Genomic DNA, 23737 nt, shown 5'->3' with positions numbered 1-23737 from the left:
CCGCGCCCTGACGCAGATGGGCGGCAAGCCTCTTCTGGATCTGGGCATGCGTTTGGGTGAAGGCTCCGGTGCAGCCATCGCAGCTGGCATCATCAAAGCAGCAGCAGCAACGCATGCAGGCATGGCGACCTTCGCTGATGCAGGCGTTGCAGCTCAGGACTAATTTGAGAATAGCCCCTCCGCCGAGGAGGGGAATAAATTGAAAAAAAAGGCCGCCTCACTCAGACGAGTTGAGGCGGCCTTTTTCAATTTCAGCAAATAACGCAGGAAAAACGCTTTCCTTTCAAACCAACGCACATAGCAACGCAAACGTGGGTTTGATGAGCTGCGCTAATCGACAAAGCGCCACGTATCCGCGCCATCAAAGTGGCGCACACGGATGTCTTTCACATCCTCAGCAGGCACCAGCCGTGTGTTCACCGCCATTTTATCCCCGTCAGGATCAACCGGCGCCCAGTGCGTGGTGTTCCCGCACGTTTTGCAGGTATGGAACTCAAGGCCCTTGTCGCCCCACAAATACGTAAAGGTCGCGTACGGCTCTTTCTCAATACTCACGTTCTTGGGTGAACCATGCGCCCAGATGGTGCCGTAGCGACGACAGGCAGAGCAATTACACTCCGTCAGCCACTCTGGTTTTTCACGAAATTCAAACTTAACTGCACCGCAATGGCATGAGCCACGTAACATGTGTTTCTCCCCGTAAATGAATAAGTAAATGAATAGAAGCGTCGATCCTTAAACCCAAAGCAAAGCAGGGTGCAGGATCACGATGAAAAGGGAATGGGTTTAATCCAGAAACTGCCCCGTATCAGCACTGTCAAAATGTCGGATAGGGATGTCTTTCACATCCTCAGCAGGCACCAGCCGTGTGTTGACTGCCATACGGTCATAATCCTCGTCCAGATCGGACCAGTGAGTGGTGTTTCCGCAGGTTTTACAGGTATGGAACGCGATCATCTTATCACCCCAAATATAGGTGAATGTCGCATCAGGAGCTTTTTCAATGCTCACATTCCTGGGTGATCCGTGCGCCCAAACAGTGCCGTAACGACGACAGGCAGAGCAATTGCACTCTGTCAGCCATTCTGGATTTTCACGAAATTCAAATTGAACTGCACCGCAATGGCATGAACCACGAAGCATACATCCCCCCAATATGCGCACCTAGAACAAATTAGGAACGTATACCCTTAGCCTGCACGAAGCAAGGGCTCTCTATCCTTGCGTGTACTCGGGTCTGGAGTGGGGATCGGGTCGATATGGCTCAGCACGCGCTTGGCTGGCAGCGAGATTGTCGCCTGCGTTCCTTCACGCAATTTGGAGGCCAGCTTGAACTCGCCCTCATGCATATGCGCCAGCGCTTGCACAATGGAAAGGCCAAGGCCGGTGCCTTGCTCCGCATCCTGAATGGCCTGCGTGCCCTGACCAAAAGCCTGCAGCACCACAGGGATCTCTTCCTCAGGAATACCAGTACCTGTATCGCTTACACTGATGTACTGACCGCCTGAATTGTCGATGCCCACATGAATTGAGATTTCTCCCTCAGGAGGCGTAAACTTCACGGCATTGGTCAAAAGGTTCAGCACCATTTGGCGCAGGGCTTTTTCATCGGCCCAGACTTTGCTCAGACCACTCTCGTAGATCTCATGAATCTCGATGTTCTTCGCCGCTGCCCGCATATGCATCATGTGCTTGCAGGCCGCTGCCACGTCACGCAGACAGACTGGTTCCTCCTGCAACTCATAGCGGCCTGCCTCAATGCGCGACAGGTCCAGAATCTCATTGATCAGATTGAGCAGATGCTCACCAGACTGATTGATATCCTTGGAGTAATCCAGATAGGTTTTATTATGCATCTGGCCAAGAACTTCGTCCTTCATCACCTCAGAGAACCCGAGAATCGCATTCAGAGGTGTGCGTAATTCGTGACTCATTGTCGCAAGAAAACGTGTTTTAGCCAGGTTCGCTTCCTCAGCACGCCGCCGCGCTTCCTGAGAAATTGCATTCACCTGTTCCATCTCGGAGATCAGATGGTCCTTCTCTGCACGGTATTCCAGCAAGGTCAAAGCAGAGTTATGCAACTGTTTGCTGAGGATATAAAAGAACAGCTGCGCCCCAATCGCCATCATCCCCATCGCATAATGAGGCATGCTGTCATACTGCCAGAAACTGAAGATCAGTGCGCCCGTAATCGGGGCCGTGGCAGCCAGCAAAGCGCCAGGGAGAGGGGACGACAACATGGTCGCCATGGCAATGACGATCAGCATGGTCGCAAACTGGAAAACGCCAAACCCGTAATCCGTGTTGAACTGCAGGTTTCCGATGAAAAAGATAGCCCAAACAATGCCATAGAGCATATCACCAGCGAAAAGTTCTCTGCGAATTGAGCGCAGATCACCTTCCTGAGCTAAGCTTTTTTCCATTCGTTTTGTAGAAAGAAGAATAAGGGAGTGAGCGATCAGCATGGCGGCTAGCCAGCCTCCGGCCACTTCCACAGGAAGCCATACACTTGAGATGGTCGCAGCCACAATGGCGATCATCGGCATGGCGTAGGCCACGGACAATCTGTTCTTCACGAACATCAAAATAAGATCAGCTTCAAAACTGGGTCTCACGCCCTCAACGGTGCCAAGACGTTCGCGAGCATCCGTTACGGTACGTGCAACCTCGCGCCGGCGATTTGCTCGGGCACGATTAATAGTTGTTTTGTCCTTACTATTCTGCGACGATCCGTTGTTCATGTATTCTCGGCCTCTGTGTGCCAATAGATTGACGGGATACTTGCTCTTTTGACCAGAATGAACATGATCTCTTAAGATTGCTCTGATTCATAAGGTTAATGTTGAGTTTACAGGGTCTAAAAAATGCTAGGTTTTTGCCCCATTTTGGGACAGATTCTCTTTTAGATTGTAGGGGCAACAGCTCGTGGTTGTTGGGAGGCACCGTTGAAACTTTATAGCCATAGGCAAGCACCTAACCCTTTTCGCGTCACTCTGTTCCTTGCTGAGAAGGGCGTTAAGGTTAACACTGCCTACGTAGATTTCATGCATGGCGAATTGAAGGCAGATGAGTTTAAAGCGATCAATCCGTTCCAGCGGTTGCCCGTGCTCGTGCTGGAGGATGGAACAGCGATATCTGAAAGCTGTGCCATCTGTCGCTACATAGAAGAAATGAACCCACTCAAGCCTTTGCTGGGCCAGACGGCCAAGGAAAGAGCGCTGATTGAGATGTGGAACCGGCGCGCTGATCTGAGGCTGTTAAACCAGATTTCTCAGGTATTCCGCCACACCAATCCGGCCATGGCTCCGCTGGAGCAGCCGCAGATCAAGGAATGGGGAGAGGCGAACAGACCTAAAGTTCTGGAGACACTGGCCATTTTTGATAGGCAACTGGCAGACAATCAGTTTGTTGCCGGTGACCGGTATTCAATCGCTGACATCACATTGTTCGCAGCAATCAACTTTGCTCGCGTAATTAAGCTGCAAGTCCCTGAGGAACTTGGTAATCTGCGCAGATGGTATGCAAAAATGACAGAGCGTCCGGGCGTGCAGGCAGCCCTTCAGGTGATGAAAGAGACCTCCAGCGCTTAAGAGAGCGCATTGCCGCGTGCAGGGTTTGTGTAGAGCAACCCATCCGCCAGCCATTGCCCCACGAGCCAAGGCCAGTTGTTGTGCTGTCCTCAACAGCACGTATCGCCATATGCGGTCAGGCACCGGGAACGCGCGTCCACGCCTCTGGCAAACCGTTTACAGACCCGTCAGGAGATCGCTTGCGTGACTGGATGGGTATAGGTGAAGAGGTCTTCTACGACCCCGCCAAACTTGCAATTATCCCCATGGGCCTGTGTTTTCCGGGATTGGACTCAAAAGGGGGCGACAAGCCGCCGAGGCCGGAATGTAGGAAGACCTGGCATCAAGAAATATTCAGCAATATGCCACAGATTGAAACACTGCTGGCAATAGGTGGCTACGCACAGGCCTACCACATGCCCGAGCTGACCAAAAAACGCCTCTGGGAAACAATTGCTGATTTTCGTTCAATCTGGGACAGGACAGTCGAGCGCCACGCCCAGGGCCTCGGCCCTCGCGTTCTTCCGCTCCCTCATCCTTCCTGGCGCAACAATGCACACATAAAAAAGCATCCCTGGTTCGAAAACGAGCTGCTTCCGCTCCTGAAAGAAGAAGTAAGCCGTCTTTTGAGCTGATTTGAGAGATTCTTTTTTTATGTGCCTATAATTATGAGAACGGTTTTCTTTGGCTCCCGCTAAAATTCATCTTGATGAAAATAAATTTCATGAATTTAATTATACGTAGAACGAAAACCTATATTCCTGCATAAATCTTGCTGTTTGAAGCTGGAATAACATTTCACATGACCTTATGCTTCCTGCAATGATTTTGCGCCAAACAATAATTCCGGTGGGAGATAGGGGTATAATATGATCGATAGGATCGACCGTCGCATTCTGTCCATTCTACAAGAAGACAGCACCATTCCCGTAGCTGAGATCGGTCGCCGCGTCGGCTTATCAACCACCCCATGCTGGCGCCGTATCCAGAAGATGGAAGAAGACGGCGTCATCACCCGCCGCGTCGCAGTGCTTGACCCAAAGAAGGTCAACGCCAAAGTCACCGCCTTCGTCGCCATCACCACCAACGAACACACCGACGACTGGCTCCGCAAATTTGCAGATGTCATCCGAGAGTTCCCAGAAGTGGTGGAATTCTACCGTATGGCCGGACAGGTAGACTACCTGCTGCGCGTTGCCGTGCCAGACATTGATGCCTACGACGATTTCTATAAGCGTCTGATTGCAAAGGTAAATATCGCAGACGTGTCCACGTCATTTGCGATGGAGCAGATCAAGTACACAACTGAACTGCCACTGTCCTACATCATCGCTGAAAAGCCAAAAGCGAACATGTCATAGGACTTGTTCGGCAAAGCTGAGAATTAAAAAGCCCCGGTCATCTGATCGGGGCTTTGTGTTTTCTTACTTCTTGTCGGCGTTGTTCAGCCGGGCAATCAGGCTGGAGGTATCCCAGCGATTACCGCCCATGCCTTGAACCTCTGAGTAGAACTGATCGACCAGTGCTGTCACCGGCAGGCGTGCACCAACCTCATCAGCTGCTTCAAGACAGATCTTCAGGTCCTTGCGCATCCAGTCCACCGCAAAGCCATGCTCGAACTCACCGTCACGCATGGTCTCCCAGCGGTTCTCCATCTGCCAGGACTGAGCCGCCCCGCCGCGCACTGCTGAAATAGCTTTCTCAACATCAAGGCCGGACTTCTGCGCAAAATGAATTGCCTCAGACAGACCCTGCACCAGACCAGCAATGCAAATCTGATTGACCATCTTGGTCTGCTGGCCAGCGCCAACAGGACCCATCAAACCGGCAAACTTTGCAGAGCAATCGATGAACGGTTTCGCGCGATTGAAGACGTCTTCCTCACCGCCAATCATAACGGTCAGAACGCCATTCTCAGCACCTGCCTGCCCACCTGAGACGGGCGCGTCAAGGAAGGAAAATCCCCCCGCACGCGCTGCCTCATCCAGCTCGCGAGCCACCTGAGCCGAAGCTGTGGTGTGGTCCACGAAGATAGCGCCAGCTTTCATGCCGTGAAAGGCGCCGTTCTCGCCGGTCGTGACGGAGCGCAGGTCGTTGTCGTTGCCAACACAAGCAAAAACAACGTCACAGCCCTCAACTGCCTTCTGAGGGGTCAGAGCGAAGGAGCCATCGTATTCTTTGGCCCATGCCTCTGCTTTGGCTGTTGTCCGGTTGTAAACGGTAACGTCATGCCCACCACGTGAGGCCAGAAAACCCGCCATTGGGTATCCCATAACACCCAAACCAATAAACGCGACCTTTGCCATCGGACTATCCTTATTATCTTGAATCAGAGCGCAGCAACACTACCAGTTTCACCAGCAGATACCACGTAAATTCACGAGCGCGCGTTCCGTTTTATTGTATTCAACCAAACAGCAGGAATTCGCTCCACCAAAGATGCCAGAGCGCGATGCGTGAGCGTTACTGAACGCAACGTGCTCTAGGTGTACCAATGAAAAAAGCGCAGGCTTTTGGACCCGCGCTTTCAAGTATTCGTCTCGGCCTATTGGCTTATCTTTTTAGGTGGCGCGTCAAGCGAGCCTCAATACGGTCCCATGCCCGGCGCAATGTCTCCACCATCACCAGATAGGCAATCGCTGCCCAAACATACGCCTGGAAGTCATAGGTCCGTGAGAACGCGCGACGCGTTTCACCCATCAGATCGTAGATGGTGATGATCGCTACAATCGCAGAGCCTTTGATCATCAGAATAATCTCGTTACCATAAGGGCGCAGAGAGACGATCAGAGCCTGCGGTAGAATAATTTTCCAGAAAGTCACCCACTTCGGAAGACCAAGCGCAGACGCAGCTTCCCACTGTCCTCTCGCAATGTTCTCAATGGAACCGCGCAGGATTTCGACCTGATAAGCGGCTGTGTTCAGCGTGAACGCTAGAACAGCACAGTTCCACGCATCACGGAAGAACCACCATAGATCAACGGATTCCAGTGGCTCACGGAACGTACCCGCGCCATAATAAATCAGGAACACCTGCGCCAGCAGCGGCGTGCCGCGGAAGAAATAGACGTAGCCATACGCAATGCCGCCCAGAACACGGTTCTTGCTCATCCGCATGAAGGTCATCGGTATGGAAAGCAGAACGCCCAGCAGCATGGAAACACCAACAAGCTTCAGCGTAATGATGAAGCCGGAAACAAATTTCTCACCATATTTGGTCAAGAACTTCGCATTGTGGGTGAGAGAAACAGGCAGCAGACCTTCGCCGCCAAACACCAATGCAACGCTGTTTGAATTCAGCAGGAACCATACAATGCCCAGTCCGCTGACAATCCAAAGTGTCAGCCAGGTGGTGCCGACAATACGCGTTGGCGTCCACGGACGGGATGTCGGAGACGGAGGAGGGGCTTTCGCCTGAATGGCCTGAGATTGAACGTAGCTTCCCGGAGCGCCGATAGATGCATCACTCATCTGGAGATCTCCCCGCGTTTCGCCCATGCATCAAGGCGGGAAATGCCACCGGAAGAGATTACAGCCAGAACGAGATAAATCACGCAAGCAACCGAAAAGAACAGGAACGGTTCTTTGGTGGTCCGCGCTGCCATATTGGAATAGCGAATAATGTCCGCCAGACCAATAATGGAGACCAGAGAAGTCTCTTTCAGCAAGATGAGCCACAGATTGCTCAGCGCAGGCAAGGACAGGCGGACGAGCTGCGGCAGGATAACCAGGCGCATGGTCTGCACGTATCCCAGACCGAGCGCATTCGCGCCTTCATACTGGCCTTTGTTGATTGCGCGGAAGGCAGAAAGGAAAGCTTCGGAAGCGTAGGAGGAAAACACAAGCGACAGGGCAATCATCCCTGCCAGAAATGCGTTCACCTCAAAATAGAATTCCCCGAACAGCGCAAGCACTTGTTGAATGAGGATCTGACCACCGTAATAGACAAGGAAAAGGGTTAGAAGCTCGGGAAGTCCCCGAAAAATTGTCGTGTAAATGTTGGCTGCAGCGCGGAGAGAAGGCTCTTCGGACTTCTTCGCAAGCGCCAGCAGAAACCCCAAAAGCAAGCCAATGGGAAGGCTTGCCAACGCAAGGGAGACGGTCATAACAACGCCAAGTGCTATCTCATCGCCCCAGCCCATGTCCCCAAAGGACAAGAGTGTGAAAATTTCATTCATTACGGGGATTGCCCCTATTCTTTTTAGAACGGCGGGAAACTGGTCCCGCCGTCAGAGTGTATTGCAGCTTGACGCCATCACTCTCCGTAGGCGTCAAAGTCGAAATATTTGTCGTTGATCTCTTTGTACTTTCCATTCTCACGTAAAGCAATAACCGCTTTGGAGAATAGGTCTGCCAAGTCTTGGTCGTTCTTACGAACGCCTACACCAACGCCTTCACCATGTATCTCTGGAATAGGTGACATGGTACCGAGCAGTTTACAGCAATTGCCTTCCTCTGACTTCAACCAGTCAGAAAGAACAACTACGTCATCAACTGCAGCGTCAAGTCTACCACTTTCCAAATCGAGTTTATATTCATCAGCAGTAGGGTACAGAGACACTTCTGATTTAGTCAAAATGTCTTCAGCAAACACTGCGTGTGTCGCGCCAACCTGCGCGCCGACAAGAGCACCAGACATTCCTTCAATGGATGCCTCAGTGATCTTGCTATCGTTTGGTACTGCCACTCCCGGAGGGGTCTGGTAGTACTTTTCAGAGAACTGAATGCGCTGCTTCCGTTCTGGTGTGATGGACATAGATGCCATGATCGTGTCGTACTTGCCTGCAACGAGGCCAGGGATCAATCCGTCCCAGTCAACCGGCATCCATTCACATTCAACCTTCAGTTCGGCGCAAAGCGCGTTGCCCAGTTCAATCTCAAAGCCAACCAGCTTGCCATCGGCAGTGGTGTAGGCAAATGGAGGGTACGAGGCTTCAGTACCAATTCGGACTTTGGTCCATTCTTTTGCCTGAACCTGAGTTGAAGCAAGAAGTGCGAGTGTTGCAACAGTGGCAAAGCGCATGAAGCCCATTTGTATTCCCCTTTGTAAATTCTTGGCAGGGGTCATCAAGATGGCTCCCTGCACAGCCGGGGCGCATATTTAAATGGAAGAAATAAGATTTCAACCTATTTGAGTAGGGGTGTCAGCAGAAAATAGCCAATTCATTCCATCTTGAGAGGAGTAAGTTTCCATTCTGATCAGTTTTGGGCATGGTTGTTCCACAAAACGGTGATGCATCACAGAAACTTTCCCCAGTTTCGAATCTTTATTGCTTCTTGCCAGCTGCTACTCGCCAAATGCATCCTGAGAGAAATACTTGTCATTGATCGTCTCATAGGTGCCGTTTTCACGAATTGCGAAAATAGCCTGAGAGAAGCGATCCGCCAGCTCTTCCTGACCTTTACGAACGCCAACACCAATGCCCTGACCGTGTAACTCGGGCTGGATTGGAAGAGAGCCGATGATTTTACAGCAAGAACCTGCTTCAGAATCCACCCAGCTCTGCAAAACACCCAGATCATCAATCACAGCATCCAGACGACCGTTTTCGATATCCAGCTTGTATTCTTCAGAGGTCGGGTACAGTGAGACATCAGCGTCGGAGTAAATCTCTTCCGCCACAACAGAGTGCGTGGTGCCGCCCTGTGCCCCAATCAACAGGCCTTCCAATGCTTCAGGAGTGATATCGGAAACGGGAGAATCCTTAGGCACTGCAATGGTTGATGGCGTGTTGTAATAGCTGCGAGAGAACGAAATGCGCTCAAGACGTTCTTCCGTGATGGACATGCTGGCGATGATCGCATCGTACTTGCCAGCAACCAGACCTGGGATCATGCCATCCCACTCCTGCGTGCCCCACTCACACTCAACCTTCATCTCAGCGCAAAGTGCATTGCCAATCTCAACATCAAAGCCAGTCAGAACACCATCTGATCCTGTGAAGTTGAATGGAGGGTAAGCACCTTCTGTCGCAATACGCAGTTTGGTGATCTCATCTGCCTGAAGGGCTGAAACTGCTGTGAAGCTCATAAGTGTGGCAAGCGCCATACGGGCAAAAGACATCCGTGTATCCTTGTTCTTTTTGGCAGAGTGCCATTTTGGTTGTGCTCTGCATTTGTTGCCAAGGACACTATAAAAAATGCGCAGGACTTCAACTGAAATAACGGAGATATCGGAAGAAAAATGCGCCATGTGCCGTTATTGTGAAGTGATATCCGTCAATTCGACGGGTTGTGTGGAAGAAATATTTCTCCCACTTTCTGAGTTAAGTGAGAAAACTATGTCCCTTCACACTCAGAAGAGCGGGTTTGAGCTTTCCCGGAATCAATTACAATTTGCCATTTTGAGAGACTAAATGAGCCATTCTGCCAAACTGGTGACTTTGACTGGTCAAATTGGCAAAATAAAACCCTCGGGGGAAAAGCACCCGAGGGTCTCAAAACCGTCAGCTGATAAATCAGCTGAGTGCCAAGTTACTCTTATTCGCCGTAAACGTCGAACTTGAAGTACTTGTCGTTGATTTCTTTGTATTTACCGTTTGCACGCAGAGCAGCGATGCCCTTGGTGAACAGAGCTGCAAGGTCTTCGTCGCCTTTACGAACGCCGATGCCTGCGCCTTTACCGTGGATCTCTTCAACGGACTGCATAGTGCCAAGGATCTTACAGCAAGAACCCTTGTCAGAGCTGATCCACTGTTCCAGAGCCATCACGTCGTCAACCACAGCGTCAACACGGCCATTTTCCAGATCCAGCTTGTACTCTTCAGAAGTTGGGTAAAGAGCAACGTCGGAGCCGTTCAGTATCTCTTCAGCGAACTGAGAGTGCGTGGTGCTGCCCTGTGCGCCAAGACGAACGCCTTTGAGGCCTTCTGGAGAGGCTTCGCTCAGCTCGGAATCTTTGCGTACTGCGATGCCTGGAGGAGTGTTGTAGTACTTCTCAGAGAAGGAGATCTTTTCCATACGCTCTGGAGTGATGGACATGGAAGCAAGGATGGTGTCGTACTTGCCAGCAACCAGACCAGGGATGATACCGTCCCAGTCCTGAGTAACCCATGTACACTCAAGCTTCAGCTCGTCACAAAGAGCATTGCCAATCTCAATGTCGAAGCCAGTCAGTGTTCCGTCAGCGGTGGTATAGTTGAATGGAGGATAGGCGCCCTCGGTGCCCATGCGAACCTTTGTCCATTCTTTTGCTTCCGCGCCAGAAACTGCTGCCAACGCAATTGCTGCTACTGCTGCCAAACGCATAATACGCATATTATGTCCCCGAATTAATTATCTTGGCAGGGTTTCTTTAGGTAGGCCCCTGCATAACCGGAGCTTATGTTTCACTAAAAGTATCCGTAGATCAACCTATATACTGGGCATATTAGGCTAATTAATAGCAAAATGACGATGCTTCGCGGTAATATCTTGCAATATTTCGCAGCTTTGAGGGCAAACTTGTTAAAATTGCAACCAGTGATCTAAGCGTGGAAAAATGGCTCGCACGCGATTCTGAAAATGCGAGCCTGCAGAGTTACCTAAGGCCAATTTCATCAAAGCTGATGAACGGAACAAGATCACCCTTGCGAACAGAAGTCATATCTTCTGTCAACTCAATGAAACCATCGCCGAAAGTGAGAGAAGATAACAAGGCCGATCCGTCACTGTGATACTTGGTCAGTTTAAGAGTGCCATCTTCAACCACACGGCGCCCGCGCAAAAACTCACGACGTCCGGCTTTGCGGCCAGAAATCTCAAAATCCGCAGCGATGTATTGGCGCGGCGCTTCAATGAAGTCAGCCCCAGCAAGTGCTTCAATCAACGGGCGCGCAAGGAATGCGAAGGCGACAGTGGCTGCCACAGGATTTCCCGGAAGGCCGATAAAGACGCAATCAGGCAGTTCGCCCACCATGAACGGGCGTCCCGGCTTAACAGCCAAGTGCCAGAAGGTGGTTTTGCCAAGCTTGGAGAGCGTTGCAGAGACAAAATCCTTATCACCACCACCAGCACCGCCAGAGGTCAGGATCACATCACATTCTTTGGAGGCTGCTTCTAACGCAGTTTCCACAACATCACGTTGATCTGCCAGAATGCCGAGATCAACCAGTTTAACCGGCAAATTGGCAAGCATACCGCGCAGCAGGAAGTGGTTCGTATCGAAAATTTGCCCATCCTGCCGCGTTGTTCCCGGACGGATCAGTTCATTGCCCGTTGAAAAAACACCAACCTTCAGCTGGCGGTATGTTTGCAGTTGGCCAATGCCGATGGAGGCAGCCGCGGCAATCTCCTGCGGGCGCAGCACAGTACCTGCCTTCACTATAGGTGCGCCTTTGGTCTGGTCTTCTCCTTTGCGACGGATATTACAGCCAGTCGGATAGCTCCGAGACAGCTGAACCAAACGTACTCCATCGCTTACACTCTCAGAGCAATCTTCTTGAGGAACAACAAAATCGGCTTCTTCAGGAACCGGTGCTCCCGTAAAAATTCGTGCAGCTTCTCCGGGTTTCAGCGCGGCTTCCGGCATGGAGCCAGCAAAGACTTCTATGACCACCGGAAAGGATGTCTGCTCGGACGCACTTTGAGCGATCGCGTAACCATCCATTGCAGAGTTATCAAGCGGCGGCAGGTCGCAGGTTGCAATGATGTCTTCGGCAAGAACACAGCCATACGCCTCATAAAGCGATGTTTCTTCTGCAGTGACTTTGCAGTAACCTAAACCTCGCAAATGAGAAAGGGCTTCGTCAAAGCTCAGACTGGGCGTTTTCGTGTTCATGTCTATTCCGGAAACTTGAGTGCGCGTGTTTCTTTATTTACCAGAGTCACGCCTTAGGATTTGGCAAAAATCAAAGATCTCACAGGCATCTGATCGTTTTGACGACTATTGCACCTGTAATTGAGCAAGATGCTCAAGTGCGACAGGAACATCTTCTGGCGTGTTGATGTTAAAGAAGGGATCAACCGCGTTCTGAAGTTCAAATTCTACGATGACTGGCGGATGGTTTTCAAAAAAGCCTTTGATGCTACGACCACCCTTCAAAAGGTACTCTTTCAAAGGGTCTGCTAAGGCCACAGGCCACAAGCCAAATGCAAAGTGGTCGCGCCCACCGCTGGAGCAAATGATTGGGGCGCCAGCATTCGCTTTTCTGCTGGCAGCAAGCGTCTCCACCAGGTCCGTTGGAAAAAACGGCGTATCAACTGCCACAGTCACAACATCGGATGCGTCAGGAGCGTTTTGTCTTACCCAGCTCAATGAACTGTGAACACCAGCCAATGGCCCTAGATGGCCTTCAAGCTCATCTGAAAGCATCGGCAGTCCCAGGCTTTCGTGAAGGTCACTTGGCTCATTCACGCTCAAAACACTCTGTGCGACTTGCCCATGCAAGTGGGAAGCAACATGTTCCAGCAAAGCCGTGCCATTCAGGTCTAGTAATGCTTTGTCAGAGCCGCCCATGCGTCGGGACTTCCCACCGCAGAGGATACAACCGATCACTTTGTTTCGCTTCTCTGTTTCAACAGACATACCTGATTTCCCACTTAGGCCTGACGCGCAAATCATCAGCGCTACTTGTGAAGCAGGATAGGGCAGGGTGCAAAGTGGCATCCAGTCGCAAACCACAAGAAAACGCTCCTAAAGGCAGTGGGAGGAGAGGTGCCTTTAAGAGCGTCTGGGAGCGGTGGTCATGCCACCTTGGGGAACAGGTACTGGGACTACATGAGTGCAAGTCGGCTGGTCAGCTGACTTTCGCTCATGTTCATTGAGAGCAGAAGCAGCAACTCCATCACTTCCTCGCTACAGGTGCGGTCAGGATGGGCAAGGAGATTGCCGAAAAACTTGGGATACTGACTATCTGCTTCCTCACGAAGATCGCAGAAATGCATCCAGCAGTTATGAAAGAGCCTGAAATCCTGCTCTTCATTGGAGAGAACGGTCAGATCAGAATGCCGCTTATCCTCAAGCACACACTCAAACGTCCGCTTCACTAAGGGCCAGGGGCCCTCCAAAAGCTGAAAAACATGATTGTCTGTCAGGATCAGAGCGCCGGTAACGCCTGCCATCGAGTTGATGCGTCGAATACGGGTCAACGACCGCTCGACTTCCTCATCGAGGCTATAGCGAAGCGCAGGCCAATGAATGCGGCTGCGATAACATAATTGCGTAACACTCATTGTCAGATCCTCCGGTTCATGAAAGCCTGACAGCAAATTCTTCTAAAACTGTAAAATACAGCGTTTAAAACACTGATACTTCTCGCTTTTTGCGAAAAAAGAAAAGGCGGAGCTTATGGCCCCGCCTTCCCAAAATCATGTAAGTCATTCAGACTTAGAGCGTATCGCTGCGAAGTGGTTCCGATTTTCGGATAACGATACGCCCCAGTCAAAATCAAAGCGTAATGCGGTACATGGCAAAACCGTCTTTGCCTTCACCCGCAGCCTCAATCTGAACGCCCTTCACACCTTTCATGTGCTTTTCAGCAGCAGGTCCGGTCTCAAACAGAACAGTCGTGTCAGCAACAGGCGTGAACTTCCAGTTCGCATCTGCAGACGGGTTAATCGTTCCCTGGTCCACAATGTAGCGAACAATCACATCGCGGTTTGTGTCCGGGCCAACAAAGATGATCACATCATCATTGATGCCAGGGAAATTACCACCACCACCAGCGCGATAGTTGTTGGTTGCAACAACAAACTTCTGATCCATATCGATTGGCTTACCTTCGAATTGAAGGTTCACGATACGGTTAGAATCTGGATGTGCAACATTGCCTTTACCGTCATACTTAGAAGGCTGTGTCAGGTCGATTTCGTAGGTAACACCGTCGATCACATCAAAGTTGTAAGAACGGAACTCAGCGTCCAGCAACACCTGGTCTTTCTTACCTGCTTCAATCTGGTTGAACATACCAGCAGAACGCTCAAGCCATTCCTTCACGTCTTTACCGGTGATCAGCACTGCACGTGTTGTGTTCGGGTAAAGGTAAAGGTCAGCAACGTTCTTAATTGCGATATCACCAGCAGCAACGTCAGTATAGTAATCCGCACCACCGCGACCACCTGCTTTGAACGGAGCAGCAGCAGAAAGTACTGGCAGGCCAGCCCACTCGGTGTCCTTAAGCATTTCCTTGGTGTACCAAGTTTGTGCCTTGGAAACGATCTGAACAGACGGATCATCAGCCACCAGTGCAAAGTAGGAATGCAGCGGAGCAGAGGATTTGCCCACAGCGCGGCGCACATAAGAAAGTGTCTTTTGGTGATCATCCTCAACCGCTGCCAGCACTTCTTCATCACTGGTAACAAGAGGAATACGCTTACGACCTTCTTTCTTATAGATAGATGGCACGTCTGTGGTGAAGTTTGCAATGCGCCAGCCGTTGTTGCCGTCACGCTCAATCATCAGATCGATGACACCGAGATGAGAACCCCAGAAACCACCCATAGCAGCTGGTTTGCCTTGCAGCGTGCCTTTGACAGCATCAACGCCAGGAATGCCTTCATAGCTAGGACCCGGGAAGACATCGTGCTGGTGACCCGTAAACAGAGCATCAATGCCTTCAACACCAGCGATGTGTAGTGCAGTGTTTGCAGCACCGTCTTCATGTTCGCCACCAGCGATACCACCATGGCACAACGCGATGATGAGGTCGCAGCCTTGTTCCTTCATTTCTGGAACCCATGCACGCGCAGCATCCACCATGTCACGAGTGTTCGCTTTGCCAACCAGGTGACGGGAGTCCCAGTTCATGATCATTGGAGGAACGAAGCCAACAAAGCCCACTTTAATCGTGTGCTCGATGCCAGCGCCGTCTTTGATCTTCTTCTCAACAATGGTGTACGGCTTCAGGAAGAGATCATCCTTACGGCCATTGGAAGCAAGGGTGGTGCCTTTGGACACGTTGGAGGAAACAACTGGGAAGTTTGCTCCGGAAAGAACCTTCATCATGAAGTCCAGACCGTAGTTGAACTCATGGTTTCCCAATGTACCAGCGTCGTAACCCAGCACGTTCATGCCTTTGATGACCGGGTGCACATCACCTTCGCGCATGCCACGCTCGTAAGCAATGTAATCCCCCATTGGGTTGCCCTGCAGAAAGTCACCATTGTCAACCAACATGGTGTTGGTTGCTTCAGAGCGCAGCTTTTTGATGATAGTTGCTGTGCGAGCAAGGCCAGCTGTGTCCATTGGGCGGTCAGCATAATAATCATATGGAGCGACGTGGACGTGGAGGTCGGTTGTTTCCATCAAACGCAAATGCGCTGTGTTCTCTTTTGCAAGAACAGAATATGGATGCACCATTGCAATGGCACCGGTAGCGGCCATGCCTCCCAGCACGCTACGACGATTCATCAAAATAGGATTAGACACGATTGCCTCCTAGCCCGTGGAAAATGCAGAACATAATTGTCAGCATGAATTTTGCCCGCCCCTCAAGCTTCTGGTCGCAGCAGCAAGAGGGTTCTTAGACCCTTAAATACCATGCATTCCCCTCAGTTTGTGGGCCTAATGTATCAGGAGCATGAAACGGGTTCTCCATTGCGTAAGGTAGATCCCCTAGGTGGTGTGCTAATCCTCAGAAGACGTTAGGTTTTATCTGCAACGAAAGATTTTGCGTTAACCGCAAATATCTGTGAATTTGTGTCGGTGAGCTCAACTTTGCGTGAACTTCGCTCAATTGATGGCACCCAAGTTTGGCAAAACGGGTTGCGAATGCGCAAAGGACAAATAACGTCTTTGATGAATTCTGTATTGCTCTATTCATCTTGAGACGTATACCAAGATATAAAAGAACCATAGGCAAAAGCTTGTACATTCAGTTTGCAAGCATATTTACCTTCAAGATCATATTATCCCTCTCTGCAATGCAGAGCTTCACAGGGTGTGCACAATGGACAACGACAAATCTAAAGGATTGTGGGGGCGCTTCAAAGGCGGGTTCACATCAGGCAAGAACCATAAGGATACTGAAGAGGCTATGGCTGGGTTGACGCAGGAGCGCGTTCTCGAAGTGCTCAAACAGGTTAAATCGCCTGATGGCAAGAGCAATATTGTTGATCAGGATCTGGTTGCAGACCTGTTTGTATCAGATGGTCGTGTCGTTTTTTCTATCAGAGTACCCGCAGAGCGAGCTTCAGAACTTGAAGGGCTTCGTCAGGCCGCCGAGAAGGTTGTGTCGGTGCTTCCTGGTGCTGAAACGGTCCTCGTTGCACTTACAGCAGAAAAACAACCTGGTTCTCCATCTACGCCACCACCTGCTGCACGCAAAGCCCCGCCGAAAGGTGCCCCAATGCCAGCAAAGCAGGAAGTGCCTGGCGTAAAACACATTATTGCTGTTGCATCAGGTAAAGGTGGGGTTGGTAAATCAACAACATCAGCCAATCTCGCACTTGCTCTTTCTGCAATGGGCTTGAAGGTTGGTTTGCTGGATGCTGATATCTACGGCCCATCCATTCCAAAGCTTATGGGAGCATCTGGGCAGCCGGAAGTTCTTGAAAATCGTATTATGAAGCCTCTAGAAGCCCATGGCATCAAGTTGATGTCTATTGGTTTTCTTGTAGAAGAAGAAACAGCCATGATCTGGCGCGGCCCAATGGTGGTGTCTGCCCTCAATCAGATGTTGCGCGAAGTTGACTGGGGTGAGCTGGATGCACTTATCGTTGACCTCCCGCCTGGAACGGGTGATGTGCAGTTGACTATGGCTCAAAAAGTACCTCTTACAGGTGCTCTGGTCGTTTCAACACCACAGGACCTTGCGCTTCTGGATGCACGTCGTGGTATTGCTATGTTTGAGAAAGTCGCGATCCCTGTATTGGGTATCGTAGAAAACATGAGTCACTTTGTCTGCCCAGACTGCGGTGGCACGCATGAGATCTTTGGTCATGGTGGTGCAAAAGCAGAAGCTGAGAAGATGAAAGTCCCGTTCTTAGGTGAAGTGCCTTTGACGATGGAAATCAGAGAGCAATCTGATACAGGCACCCCAATCACAGTGAGTAATCCAGATAGCCTAATCTCAAAGGCATACGGCATCATTGCTGCTGGCTTGTGGCAGGGCGTCCTTCAACCCACTGGAGATGCAGCAAGATCAGCACCCAAAATCGTTGTTGGTTGATCAGTATTAATCTGTTTCTTTGAAAAAGTTTCGCTTAGACGGCAGGTAGTCATTTCGTTGACATCTGCCGTTTCTGTTTGCAGTGCCCAGTTCTACCAAATGCAATTATGAAAGGCAGAGCTCGTCAAGTTCCGCCTTTATCCATTCAATGAATGCTTTGCACTTATGTTTTTGAAATGAATTTTCCAACCCAACCAGCATATAGTGAGCAGTAGCAGGAATTTCGAGTTCGAATGGGTTGGTCAACAGACCCAGCCGAGCGTCATGCGCGCATAAAACTTTTCGACCCAGAATAACACCAGCTCCCTCAATAGCAGCATCCTGAGCGTGATCAATTTGAGAAAAGTACATTCCTTTCTCTGCCCAGGAGGCTTTGGAAACTCCTGCAATCTTCAGCCATTCCTTCCATCCCGGTGCGTTCAAGAAGGTCGCCATGCTGTCTTCATGAAGCAAGGTAAAGTTCTTTAAGTCGGCGGGCTCACGCATCTCTTTCGCCAGCCGAGGTGCGCACATGGGCGTAAGAAAATCCTCAGTAAGAAAATCAATATGCAAACCCGGATATGGCCCTCGCCCGAAGCGAAGCCCGAGATCAACATCGTCCTTGTAAAAATCCACAAGCTTCAAATTAGCAGAGATGCGAAGTTCAATTTCAGGATAAGCCTCCATGAAACGATAAATCCGAGGTGCAATAACTTTGGATGCCGTTCCCGGTCCAGTAGATATAACGAGGATTTTATCCTGATCTAGTCCTTTAATGCGAGCGACAGCTTCGCTGAAGTTTTCTAACCCAGCTTCAACGCCTGGCAACAGCCGGTGTCCAGCTGAAGTAAGCTCAATCGCCCGGTTCAGGCGTGTAAACAACTGGGCCTGCAGCTGATCTTCAAGCATTTTGATCTGATAACTCAAGGCCGACTGCGTTAGCCCAAGCTCATTGGCCGCCTTAGCAAAGCTCATGTGACGCGACACGCATTCAAAGGCTTTGAATGAGTTGAGAGGAGGAAGAGAGTAACGCATTTCGCGTCAATAAAACTGATCTGATTGCTTGAAATCACTCGTTTGTCAGCATCTTCGACACAAGACTATTGTTCAACGAAATGCGGTAAGGAGCATAAGACAATGAGCTATCTGGCGAAAGAAGCCTTCCAAGATCAAAACGAAACAACTGAACTGCTAATGCATCGACTTTTAATGCAAGGCCGCTACGCACGATCACACGCATTTCACTTCTTCTGGCGAGATCTTTGGAAAGACTCGAAGTTGCAGAGAAAGGGGGATTAACGTTTTGAGTTGAAGAAATAAAACTATGCACTGCGAAAACTGGTAACTAATAGATAAAGTAAATAATCCGTTAGCGCATATATTCAAATTTTACTTAATGAAAAAATTATTTAAATCAATAAGTTAATGGAACTATGTGCGTGCGGAATTTGTAGTGTTAAACATGTACTGTTGATAATAGTGCTTATGCCCAACAAACTTAAATTGCTCCGCAAATTTGATTCATAAATTGGCAAGAAATGAAGGCCTAGGTTGCAGCTAGTCCCGATGAGGAGTGGGGCTTCTAGGGTTCAATACGGAGTATAAAACAATGTTCGCTAAGTTTCTCAAAGACGAGTCCGGCGCAACTGCAATCGAATATGGTATTCTTGCAGCCTTGATCGCTTTGGCAATTGTTACTGCAGTTACAGCACTTGGAACCGATCTGTCAGGCTTGTTTGGTCGTGTTTCAAGAGACTTGAAAACAGTAAATCCATAACCTACTCGATAAAACACCCCAATGACTTGAAAAATATTGGGGTGTTTTATTAACTGAAATCATTAGTACTCACCCACCCGTCATACTCATATGACGCGTTCCAGTTGCAGACTTGTTATCACGGTCGATAATAAAGTCATGCCCCTTTGGCTTTCGTGCAATCGCTGATTCAATCGCTTCCGAAAGCACTTCATTTCCTTCAGATGCTCGTAGTGCCGCGCGCAGGTCTTTTTGATCTTCTTGGCCAAGGCACATGAACAACTGCCCAGTACAGGTCACACGGACGCGATTACAGCTTTCACAGAAGTTGTGTGTCATTGGGGTGATGAAACCAAGACGACCACCAGTCTCTTCAATCTGCATGTAGCGGGCAGGGCCGCCGGTCTTATATGGAATATCTGTTAGTGTGTACTTGGCGGAGAGTGCCTTACGCACGTCGCTTAGCGGCAGATACTGCTCATTCCGGTCTCCATCAATCTCACCAAGCGGCATTGTCTCGATAAACGTCAGGTCATGCCCGCGCTCATGTGCCCATTCCAGCATCGGGATGAGCTCATCCTCGTTGAAATTCTTAAGTGCAACAGCATTCAGCTTGATCTGAAGACCGGCTTCCTGAGCGGCCTTGATGCCATCGAATACCTTTTGAATATCACCCCACCGAGTAACATCCTTGAACTTGTCTGCATTTAAGGTGTCGAGAGAGACGTTGATGCGCCGTACACCTGCTTCATACAGTTCTTGAGCGTAGCGTTCGAGCTGCGTACCGTTCGTGGTAATGGTGAGTTCATCAAGTGCGCCGCTATCCAGATGCCGCTTCAGGCCGCGGATGAAGCTCATGATATTCTTACGAACCAACGGCTCCCCACCAGTGAGGCGGATTTTGCGGACGCCTTTTTCAATGAAAACAGCGCAGAGGCGATCCAGCTCTTCCAGTGAAAGAACGTCTTTCTTGGGAAGGAAAGTCATGTGCTCGGACATGCAATAGACGCAGCGCAAATCACAACGATCAGTCACAGAGACGCGAAGATACGTCACGGCGCGGCCGAACGGGTCAATCAATGCTGGGTGGGCACCCTGCTGTTTGTCCTCGGCATATTGCCCCATGGAAACCTCCACTCACGTATCTCTTTAGACGACGAATTTAACAATTCTAATGTAGTACGCAATGAGTTAGCGTCAATCCATCAGTAAGGAGTTCCAGTGGATTTAACTAGAAATATATCTTAGAACCACAGGTATAATTCCTAAATCATCAATACTGAGTTCCATGAACTTGGGCAAGGATAAAAAAATATGTCGGATACACGCTGGCCTACGCAAATCCACCTAAAAAACCAAGGCAAAAATCTTGAAATTACTTTTGATGATGGCCTTGAAGTCTCGTTTACCTCGGAGTTTCTGCGAGTAATGTCCCCATCAGCAGAAGTGCAAGGGCATACTCCAGATCAACGAAAAGTGATTGCGGGGAAGCGGGATACAACGATTATCGGTGTAGATCCAGTTGGAAACTATGCAGTTAAACTGACATTTGATGACCTGCACGATACCGGAATTTTCACGTGGGCCTATTTTCAGGAAATGAACGATCAAAAAGATTTTTTATGGAATCGATATCTGAGTGAACTGCAAGAGCGTGGTTTGAGCAGAGAGCTCAGCAAGTAGGGCTGACACAAAGTCAGCCCTATGTGGTCTAGCGAAGCACGATCACCTTCGTGCCGACATTGACATTGTCATAGAGGTGAATGACGTCTTCATTTGCCATCCTGATACAGCCAGATGAGACAGCTGAACCAATCGTCCATGGTTCATTAGAACCGTGAATGCGATAGATGGTGCTACCGATATACATGGCGCGCGCTCCAAGTGGATTATTAGGGCCACCTTTCATGAAGCTAGGCAGATTACGACCTTTGCGGCGTTCACGCTCAATCATGACCTTTGGTGGTGTCCAGCTTGGCCACTCAGCCTTACGGGTAATTCGGTGAGTTCCAGACCACTGGAATCCCTGACGACCGACGCCAACACCGTATACCATCGCGGTGCCATTGCCGCGAATATGGTAGAGGCGTCGATCTTTTGTGCTGATCACAATAGTGTTCGGGCCGTATGACCCGTTATATCTGACTTGCTTACGTTTGATTGGAGATTTTCCATGGTGAGCAGAACCATAGGAAACCCATTTTTTGGATGCGTGATCAAAGAACTTGCCAGACGCTGCGGCATCTGCCTGAGTTCCGGTAAATAGTGCTGCGAAGCAAAGAGCAACACTCGCGATAAGTATGCGCATTGATACCCCCTGGGATATTGTTGTTTGTTTTATCTCGTTTGCATGAGGGAATTTATGCAGCGAGTAGGGAGACGCTCGCAGCTTAGAATGTCAAATCTATTAATTGTTGAAGTAATACAGACTACAACTGCTGCTATATACTTCTTATGGAAAAGGATTTTACTCATGATCCATTCGAAGCTGATTTACATTCGTCTCGAGCTTAATTTGCATCTAGCTAAAACGCTAATTAATATATTCAATGAAACATGAATGTGGCTAATTTGAATTGTGATTGAATGAAATTGTCATGAATGCAAGAAGTGAAAAAGGGCGCTCTAATGAACGCCCTTCAATCTCGGTATTATCTCACCAGAACAGTTAGCTCAGGTTCAGCTCTTTAAAGAAGTCATTACCTTTGTCGTCCACCACGATGAAGGCAGGGAAGTCTTCAACTTCGATCTTCCAAACGGCTTCCATACCCAGCTCTTCATATTCAACCACTTCAACACTCTTGATGCAGTCTTGAGCAATGCGGGCTGCAGGGCCACCGATAGAACCGAGGTAAAAACCACCGTGAGCCTGACACGCACGACGAACATCCGCTGAGCGGTTGCCCTTGGCAAGCATCACCATAGAGCCTCCAGCGGCCTGAAACTGGTCCACATAAGCATCCATACGGCCAGCAGTGGTTGGGCCAAATGAACCGGAAGGCATACCTTCTGGCGTCTTGGCTGGACCTGCATAATAAACCGGATGGTTCTTGATGTAGTCAGGAAGCGGCTCGCCGGCCTCGAGACGATCACGGAGCTTGGAGTGCGCCAGATCACGGGCCACAATCAACGGACCGCTCAACGAAAGCCGTGTTTTGGTTGGATGCTTGGTCAATTCGCCAAGGATCTCGCTCATTGGGCGTGTGAGGTCGACCTTTACAACATCATCAGAAAGATCGGTGTCGGTAACTTCCGGCATGTAGACTTCAGGATTCCGCTCCAGGTCCTCCAGGAAGATGCCTTCCTTAGTGATCTTACCAGTTGCCTGACGGTCTGCTGAACAAGAGACACCAATGCCGATTGGCAATGATGCGCCATGGCGCGGCAGACGGATCACGCGCACGTCGTGGCAGAAGTATTTGCCACCAAACTGTGCGCCAACACCGCTGGACTGTGTCAGCTTGTGAATTTCAGCTTCCATTTCTAGATCACGGAATGCGTGACCGCCTTCAGAACCTTCTGTTGGCAGCTCATCCAGATAACGGGCAGAAGCCATTTTTACTGATTTCAGATTCAACTCTGCAGACGTGCCGCCGATGACGATTGCGAGGTGATATGGCGGGCATGCTGCAGTACCAAGAGTGAGAATTTTCTCCTTCAGGAACTCAATCATGCGATCTTTGGTCAGCAGGCTCGGAGTACCTTGGAACAAGAAGGTCTTATTTGCAGACCCACCACCTTTTGCCATGAACAAGAACTTGTACGCGTCATCACCTTCAGCATAAAGCTCGATCTGAGCCGGCATATTGTTCTTGGTGTTCTTTTCTTCGAACATGGAAATCGGCGCCAGCTGGGAGTAGCGCAGGTTCTTTTTGAAGTAAGCATCACGTGCACCTTCACCAAGTGCTGCTTCGTCATGCCCGTTAGTCCAGACTTTGCGACCTTTTTTACCCATCACAATTGCAGTGCCAGTGTCCTGACACATTGGCAATACACCAGCAGCTGAAATATTCGCGTTCTTCATCAGGTCAAAAGCAACGAATTTATCGTTTGCAGTTGCTTCAGGGTCGTCGAGAATTTTACGGAGCTGCTCCAGATGGGAAGGACGCAGGAAATGGTTGATGTCTTTAAACGCTTCTTCGGCAAGTAAGCGAAGACCCTCTTGCTCCACCTTCAAGATTTTCTCACCGTCAAACTCAACTTCGCTCACATACTCGGAGGTCAGTTTGCGATAAGGAGTTTTGTCTTTACCCAATGGAAAAAGAGAGGTGTGAACGTACTCGGGAGCAAGTGTTTCGGACATCTTGGCACTCTCTGGCTATTTTGGTGTACCGCTGTACACTGTT

General features: G+C 49.8%; 24 protein-coding genes. 7 read left to right on the top strand and 17 right to left on the bottom strand.

Annotated elements, in window-relative coordinates; translation table 11 throughout:
• A partial coding sequence (locus tag PsW74_RS29880) for a nicotinate-nucleotide--dimethylbenzimidazole phosphoribosyltransferase (RefSeq protein ID WP_244277880.1) occupies positions 1–163 on the top strand: 163 nt, incomplete at its 5' end.
• A 167-nt stretch (positions 164–330) separates the two neighbouring features.
• On the opposite strand, the gene PsW74_RS29420 is transcribed toward PsW74_RS29880, so the two are convergent.
• The 3 genes from PsW74_RS29420 to PsW74_RS19285 all read right to left on the bottom strand — a co-directional run bounded on the left by PsW74_RS29420 (position 331) and on the right by PsW74_RS19285 (position 2741).
• Entirely contained in the window at positions 331–687 is a 357-nt protein-coding gene (locus tag PsW74_RS29420) for a GFA family protein (RefSeq protein ID WP_208988071.1), read from the bottom strand.
• A gap of 99 nt (positions 688–786) precedes the next feature.
• The gene (locus tag PsW74_RS29415; protein WP_208986612.1) at positions 787–1143 is read right to left on the bottom strand and encodes a GFA family protein; all 357 of its coding nucleotides are present in this window, start codon (positions 1141–1143) and stop codon (positions 787–789) included.
• 47 nt (positions 1144–1190) lie between these two features.
• Complete coding sequence (locus PsW74_RS19285; protein ID WP_275078087.1) at positions 1191–2741, bottom strand: HAMP domain-containing sensor histidine kinase; 1551 nt, start codon at positions 2739–2741, stop codon at positions 1191–1193.
• Positions 2742–2945: 204 nt separating this feature from the next.
• Between PsW74_RS19285 and PsW74_RS19280 the strand changes: the two genes are divergently transcribed.
• The 3 genes from PsW74_RS19280 (at position 2946) to PsW74_RS19270 (ending at position 4930) form a co-directional block, all read left to right on the top strand.
• The gene (locus PsW74_RS19280) at positions 2946–3590 is read left to right on the top strand and encodes a glutathione S-transferase (protein WP_082597167.1); all 645 of its coding nucleotides are present in this window, start codon (positions 2946–2948) and stop codon (positions 3588–3590) included.
• 80 nt (positions 3591–3670) lie between these two features.
• Entirely contained in the window at positions 3671–4204 is a 534-nt protein-coding gene (locus PsW74_RS19275; protein ID WP_082597181.1) for a uracil-DNA glycosylase family protein, read from the top strand.
• Positions 4205–4438: 234 nt separating this feature from the next.
• Entirely contained in the window at positions 4439–4930 is a 492-nt protein-coding gene (locus PsW74_RS19270; RefSeq protein ID WP_057465982.1) for an Lrp/AsnC family transcriptional regulator, read from the top strand.
• Between the two features lie 63 nt (positions 4931–4993).
• Here PsW74_RS19270 and PsW74_RS19265 read toward each other — a convergent pair whose 3' ends face one another.
• The 10 genes from PsW74_RS19265 to PsW74_RS19220 all read right to left on the bottom strand — a co-directional run bounded on the left by PsW74_RS19265 (position 4994) and on the right by PsW74_RS19220 (position 15870).
• Positions 4994–5875, bottom strand: a complete 882-nt coding sequence (locus PsW74_RS19265; RefSeq protein ID WP_063305858.1) for an NAD(P)-dependent oxidoreductase — start codon at positions 5873–5875, stop codon at positions 4994–4996.
• Between the two features lie 247 nt (positions 5876–6122).
• Complete coding sequence (locus tag PsW74_RS19260) at positions 6123–7040, bottom strand: ABC transporter permease (RefSeq protein ID WP_063288311.1); 918 nt, start codon at positions 7038–7040, stop codon at positions 6123–6125.
• Positions 7037–7747, bottom strand: coding sequence for an ABC transporter permease (locus PsW74_RS19255; RefSeq protein WP_057465985.1), 711 nt, complete (start codon positions 7745–7747; stop codon positions 7037–7039). The genes PsW74_RS19260 and PsW74_RS19255 overlap by 4 nt, the downstream gene beginning before the upstream one ends.
• Positions 7748–7824: 77 nt before the next feature.
• On the bottom strand, positions 7825–8601 hold the full coding sequence (locus tag PsW74_RS19250) for a transporter substrate-binding domain-containing protein (protein ID WP_057465986.1): 777 nt from the start codon (positions 8599–8601) through the stop codon (positions 7825–7827).
• 255 nt (positions 8602–8856) lie between these two features.
• The gene (locus PsW74_RS19245; protein WP_063288399.1) at positions 8857–9633 is read right to left on the bottom strand and encodes a transporter substrate-binding domain-containing protein; all 777 of its coding nucleotides are present in this window, start codon (positions 9631–9633) and stop codon (positions 8857–8859) included.
• Positions 9634–10049: 416 nt separating this feature from the next.
• Positions 10050–10826, bottom strand: a complete 777-nt coding sequence (locus tag PsW74_RS19240; RefSeq protein ID WP_057465987.1) for a transporter substrate-binding domain-containing protein — start codon at positions 10824–10826, stop codon at positions 10050–10052.
• Positions 10827–11088: 262 nt separating this feature from the next.
• The gene (glp, locus tag PsW74_RS19235; protein WP_063288312.1) at positions 11089–12327 is read right to left on the bottom strand and encodes a gephyrin-like molybdotransferase Glp; all 1239 of its coding nucleotides are present in this window, start codon (positions 12325–12327) and stop codon (positions 11089–11091) included.
• Positions 12328–12432: 105 nt separating this feature from the next.
• Positions 12433–13074, bottom strand: coding sequence for a molybdenum cofactor guanylyltransferase MobA (gene mobA, locus PsW74_RS19230; RefSeq protein WP_082830628.1), 642 nt, complete (start codon positions 13072–13074; stop codon positions 12433–12435).
• A gap of 188 nt (positions 13075–13262) precedes the next feature.
• Complete coding sequence (locus tag PsW74_RS19225; protein ID WP_063288313.1) at positions 13263–13721, bottom strand: BLUF domain-containing protein; 459 nt, start codon at positions 13719–13721, stop codon at positions 13263–13265.
• 214 nt (positions 13722–13935) lie between these two features.
• Positions 13936–15870, bottom strand: coding sequence for a bifunctional 2',3'-cyclic-nucleotide 2'-phosphodiesterase/3'-nucleotidase (locus tag PsW74_RS19220; protein ID WP_082830627.1), 1935 nt, complete (start codon positions 15868–15870; stop codon positions 13936–13938).
• 652 nt (positions 15871–16522) lie between these two features.
• Between PsW74_RS19220 and apbC the strand changes: the two genes are divergently transcribed.
• Complete coding sequence (gene apbC, locus PsW74_RS19215; RefSeq protein ID WP_063288401.1) at positions 16523–17656, top strand: iron-sulfur cluster carrier protein ApbC; 1134 nt, start codon at positions 16523–16525, stop codon at positions 17654–17656.
• Between the two features lie 105 nt (positions 17657–17761).
• On the opposite strand, the gene gcvA is transcribed toward apbC, so the two are convergent.
• The gene (gene gcvA / locus PsW74_RS19210; RefSeq protein ID WP_063288315.1) at positions 17762–18670 is read right to left on the bottom strand and encodes a transcriptional regulator GcvA; all 909 of its coding nucleotides are present in this window, start codon (positions 18668–18670) and stop codon (positions 17762–17764) included.
• Positions 18671–19244: 574 nt separating this feature from the next.
• Between gcvA and PsW74_RS28450 the strand changes: the two genes are divergently transcribed.
• Positions 19245–19412 (top strand): Flp family type IVb pilin, encoded by a 168-nt coding sequence (locus PsW74_RS28450; protein ID WP_082830625.1) that lies wholly within the window; start codon positions 19245–19247, stop codon positions 19410–19412.
• Positions 19413–19481: 69 nt separating this feature from the next.
• Here the strand turns inward: PsW74_RS28450 and moaA are convergent, their stop codons facing one another.
• Positions 19482–20516: a GTP 3',8-cyclase MoaA gene (gene moaA, locus PsW74_RS19205; protein ID WP_063288316.1), complete on the bottom strand. Its 1035-nt coding sequence runs from the start codon at positions 20514–20516 to the stop codon at positions 19482–19484.
• 189 nt (positions 20517–20705) lie between these two features.
• Here moaA and PsW74_RS19200 point away from each other — a divergent pair, with 189 nt between their 5' ends.
• Entirely contained in the window at positions 20706–21074 is a 369-nt protein-coding gene (locus PsW74_RS19200; protein ID WP_063288317.1) for a DUF971 domain-containing protein, read from the top strand.
• 28 nt (positions 21075–21102) lie between these two features.
• Here PsW74_RS19200 and PsW74_RS19195 read toward each other — a convergent pair whose 3' ends face one another.
• Both PsW74_RS19195 and PsW74_RS19185 read right to left on the bottom strand, forming a co-directional pair.
• Positions 21103–21699 (bottom strand): L,D-transpeptidase, encoded by a 597-nt coding sequence (locus PsW74_RS19195; protein WP_057465994.1) that lies wholly within the window; start codon positions 21697–21699, stop codon positions 21103–21105.
• Between the two features lie 360 nt (positions 21700–22059).
• Positions 22060–23694: a fumarate hydratase gene (locus tag PsW74_RS19185; RefSeq protein ID WP_063288319.1), complete on the bottom strand. Its 1635-nt coding sequence runs from the start codon at positions 23692–23694 to the stop codon at positions 22060–22062.
• Positions 23695–23737 lie beyond the last annotated feature (43 nt).

Origin of the sequence: Pseudovibrio sp. W74 (assembly GCF_001623085.1) — a bacterium.
GTDB lineage: Bacteria > Pseudomonadota > Alphaproteobacteria > Rhizobiales > Stappiaceae > Pseudovibrio.
This window is presented reverse-complemented; position numbering and strand designations above follow the sequence as displayed.

Coding starts and splice junctions, on each gene's coding strand:
- glp (WP_063288312.1), bottom strand. CDS start 12,327: ATGAACACGAAAACGCCCAGTCTGAGCTTTGACGAAGCCCTTTCTCAT.
- PsW74_RS19255 (WP_057465985.1), bottom strand. CDS start 7,747: ATGAATGAAATTTTCACACTCTTGTCCTTTGGGGACATGGGCTGGGGC.
- PsW74_RS19270 (WP_057465982.1), top strand. CDS start 4,439: ATGATCGATAGGATCGACCGTCGCATTCTGTCCATTCTACAAGAAGAC.
- PsW74_RS29415 (WP_208986612.1), bottom strand. CDS start 1,143: ATGCTTCGTGGTTCATGCCATTGCGGTGCAGTTCAATTTGAATTTCGT.
- gcvA (WP_063288315.1), bottom strand. CDS start 18,670: ATGCGTTACTCTCTTCCTCCTCTCAACTCATTCAAAGCCTTTGAATGC.
- PsW74_RS19195 (WP_057465994.1), bottom strand. CDS start 21,699: ATGCGCATACTTATCGCGAGTGTTGCTCTTTGCTTCGCAGCACTATTT.
- PsW74_RS28450 (WP_082830625.1), top strand. CDS start 19,245: ATGTTCGCTAAGTTTCTCAAAGACGAGTCCGGCGCAACTGCAATCGAA.
- mobA (WP_082830628.1), bottom strand. CDS start 13,074: ATGTCTGTTGAAACAGAGAAGCGAAACAAAGTGATCGGTTGTATCCTC.
- PsW74_RS29420 (WP_208988071.1), bottom strand. CDS start 687: ATGTTACGTGGCTCATGCCATTGCGGTGCAGTTAAGTTTGAATTTCGT.
- PsW74_RS19185 (WP_063288319.1), bottom strand. CDS start 23,694: ATGTCCGAAACACTTGCTCCCGAGTACGTTCACACCTCTCTTTTTCCA.
- apbC (WP_063288401.1), top strand. CDS start 16,523: ATGGCTGGGTTGACGCAGGAGCGCGTTCTCGAAGTGCTCAAACAGGTT.
- PsW74_RS19250 (WP_057465986.1), bottom strand. CDS start 8,601: ATGGGCTTCATGCGCTTTGCCACTGTTGCAACACTCGCACTTCTTGCT.
- moaA (WP_063288316.1), bottom strand. CDS start 20,516: ATGGGGCAATATGCCGAGGACAAACAGCAGGGTGCCCACCCAGCATTG.
- PsW74_RS19260 (WP_063288311.1), bottom strand. CDS start 7,040: ATGAGTGATGCATCTATCGGCGCTCCGGGAAGCTACGTTCAATCTCAG.
- PsW74_RS19245 (WP_063288399.1), bottom strand. CDS start 9,633: ATGTCTTTTGCCCGTATGGCGCTTGCCACACTTATGAGCTTCACAGCA.
- PsW74_RS19240 (WP_057465987.1), bottom strand. CDS start 10,826: ATGCGTATTATGCGTTTGGCAGCAGTAGCAGCAATTGCGTTGGCAGCA.
- PsW74_RS19285 (WP_275078087.1), bottom strand. CDS start 2,741: ATGAACAACGGATCGTCGCAGAATAGTAAGGACAAAACAACTATTAAT.
- PsW74_RS19200 (WP_063288317.1), top strand. CDS start 20,706: ATGTCGGATACACGCTGGCCTACGCAAATCCACCTAAAAAACCAAGGC.
- PsW74_RS19265 (WP_063305858.1), bottom strand. CDS start 5,875: ATGGCAAAGGTCGCGTTTATTGGTTTGGGTGTTATGGGATACCCAATG.
- PsW74_RS19225 (WP_063288313.1), bottom strand. CDS start 13,721: ATGAGTGTTACGCAATTATGTTATCGCAGCCGCATTCATTGGCCTGCG.
- PsW74_RS19220 (WP_082830627.1), bottom strand. CDS start 15,870: ATGGCCGCTACCGGTGCCATTGCAATGGTGCATCCATATTCTGTTCTT.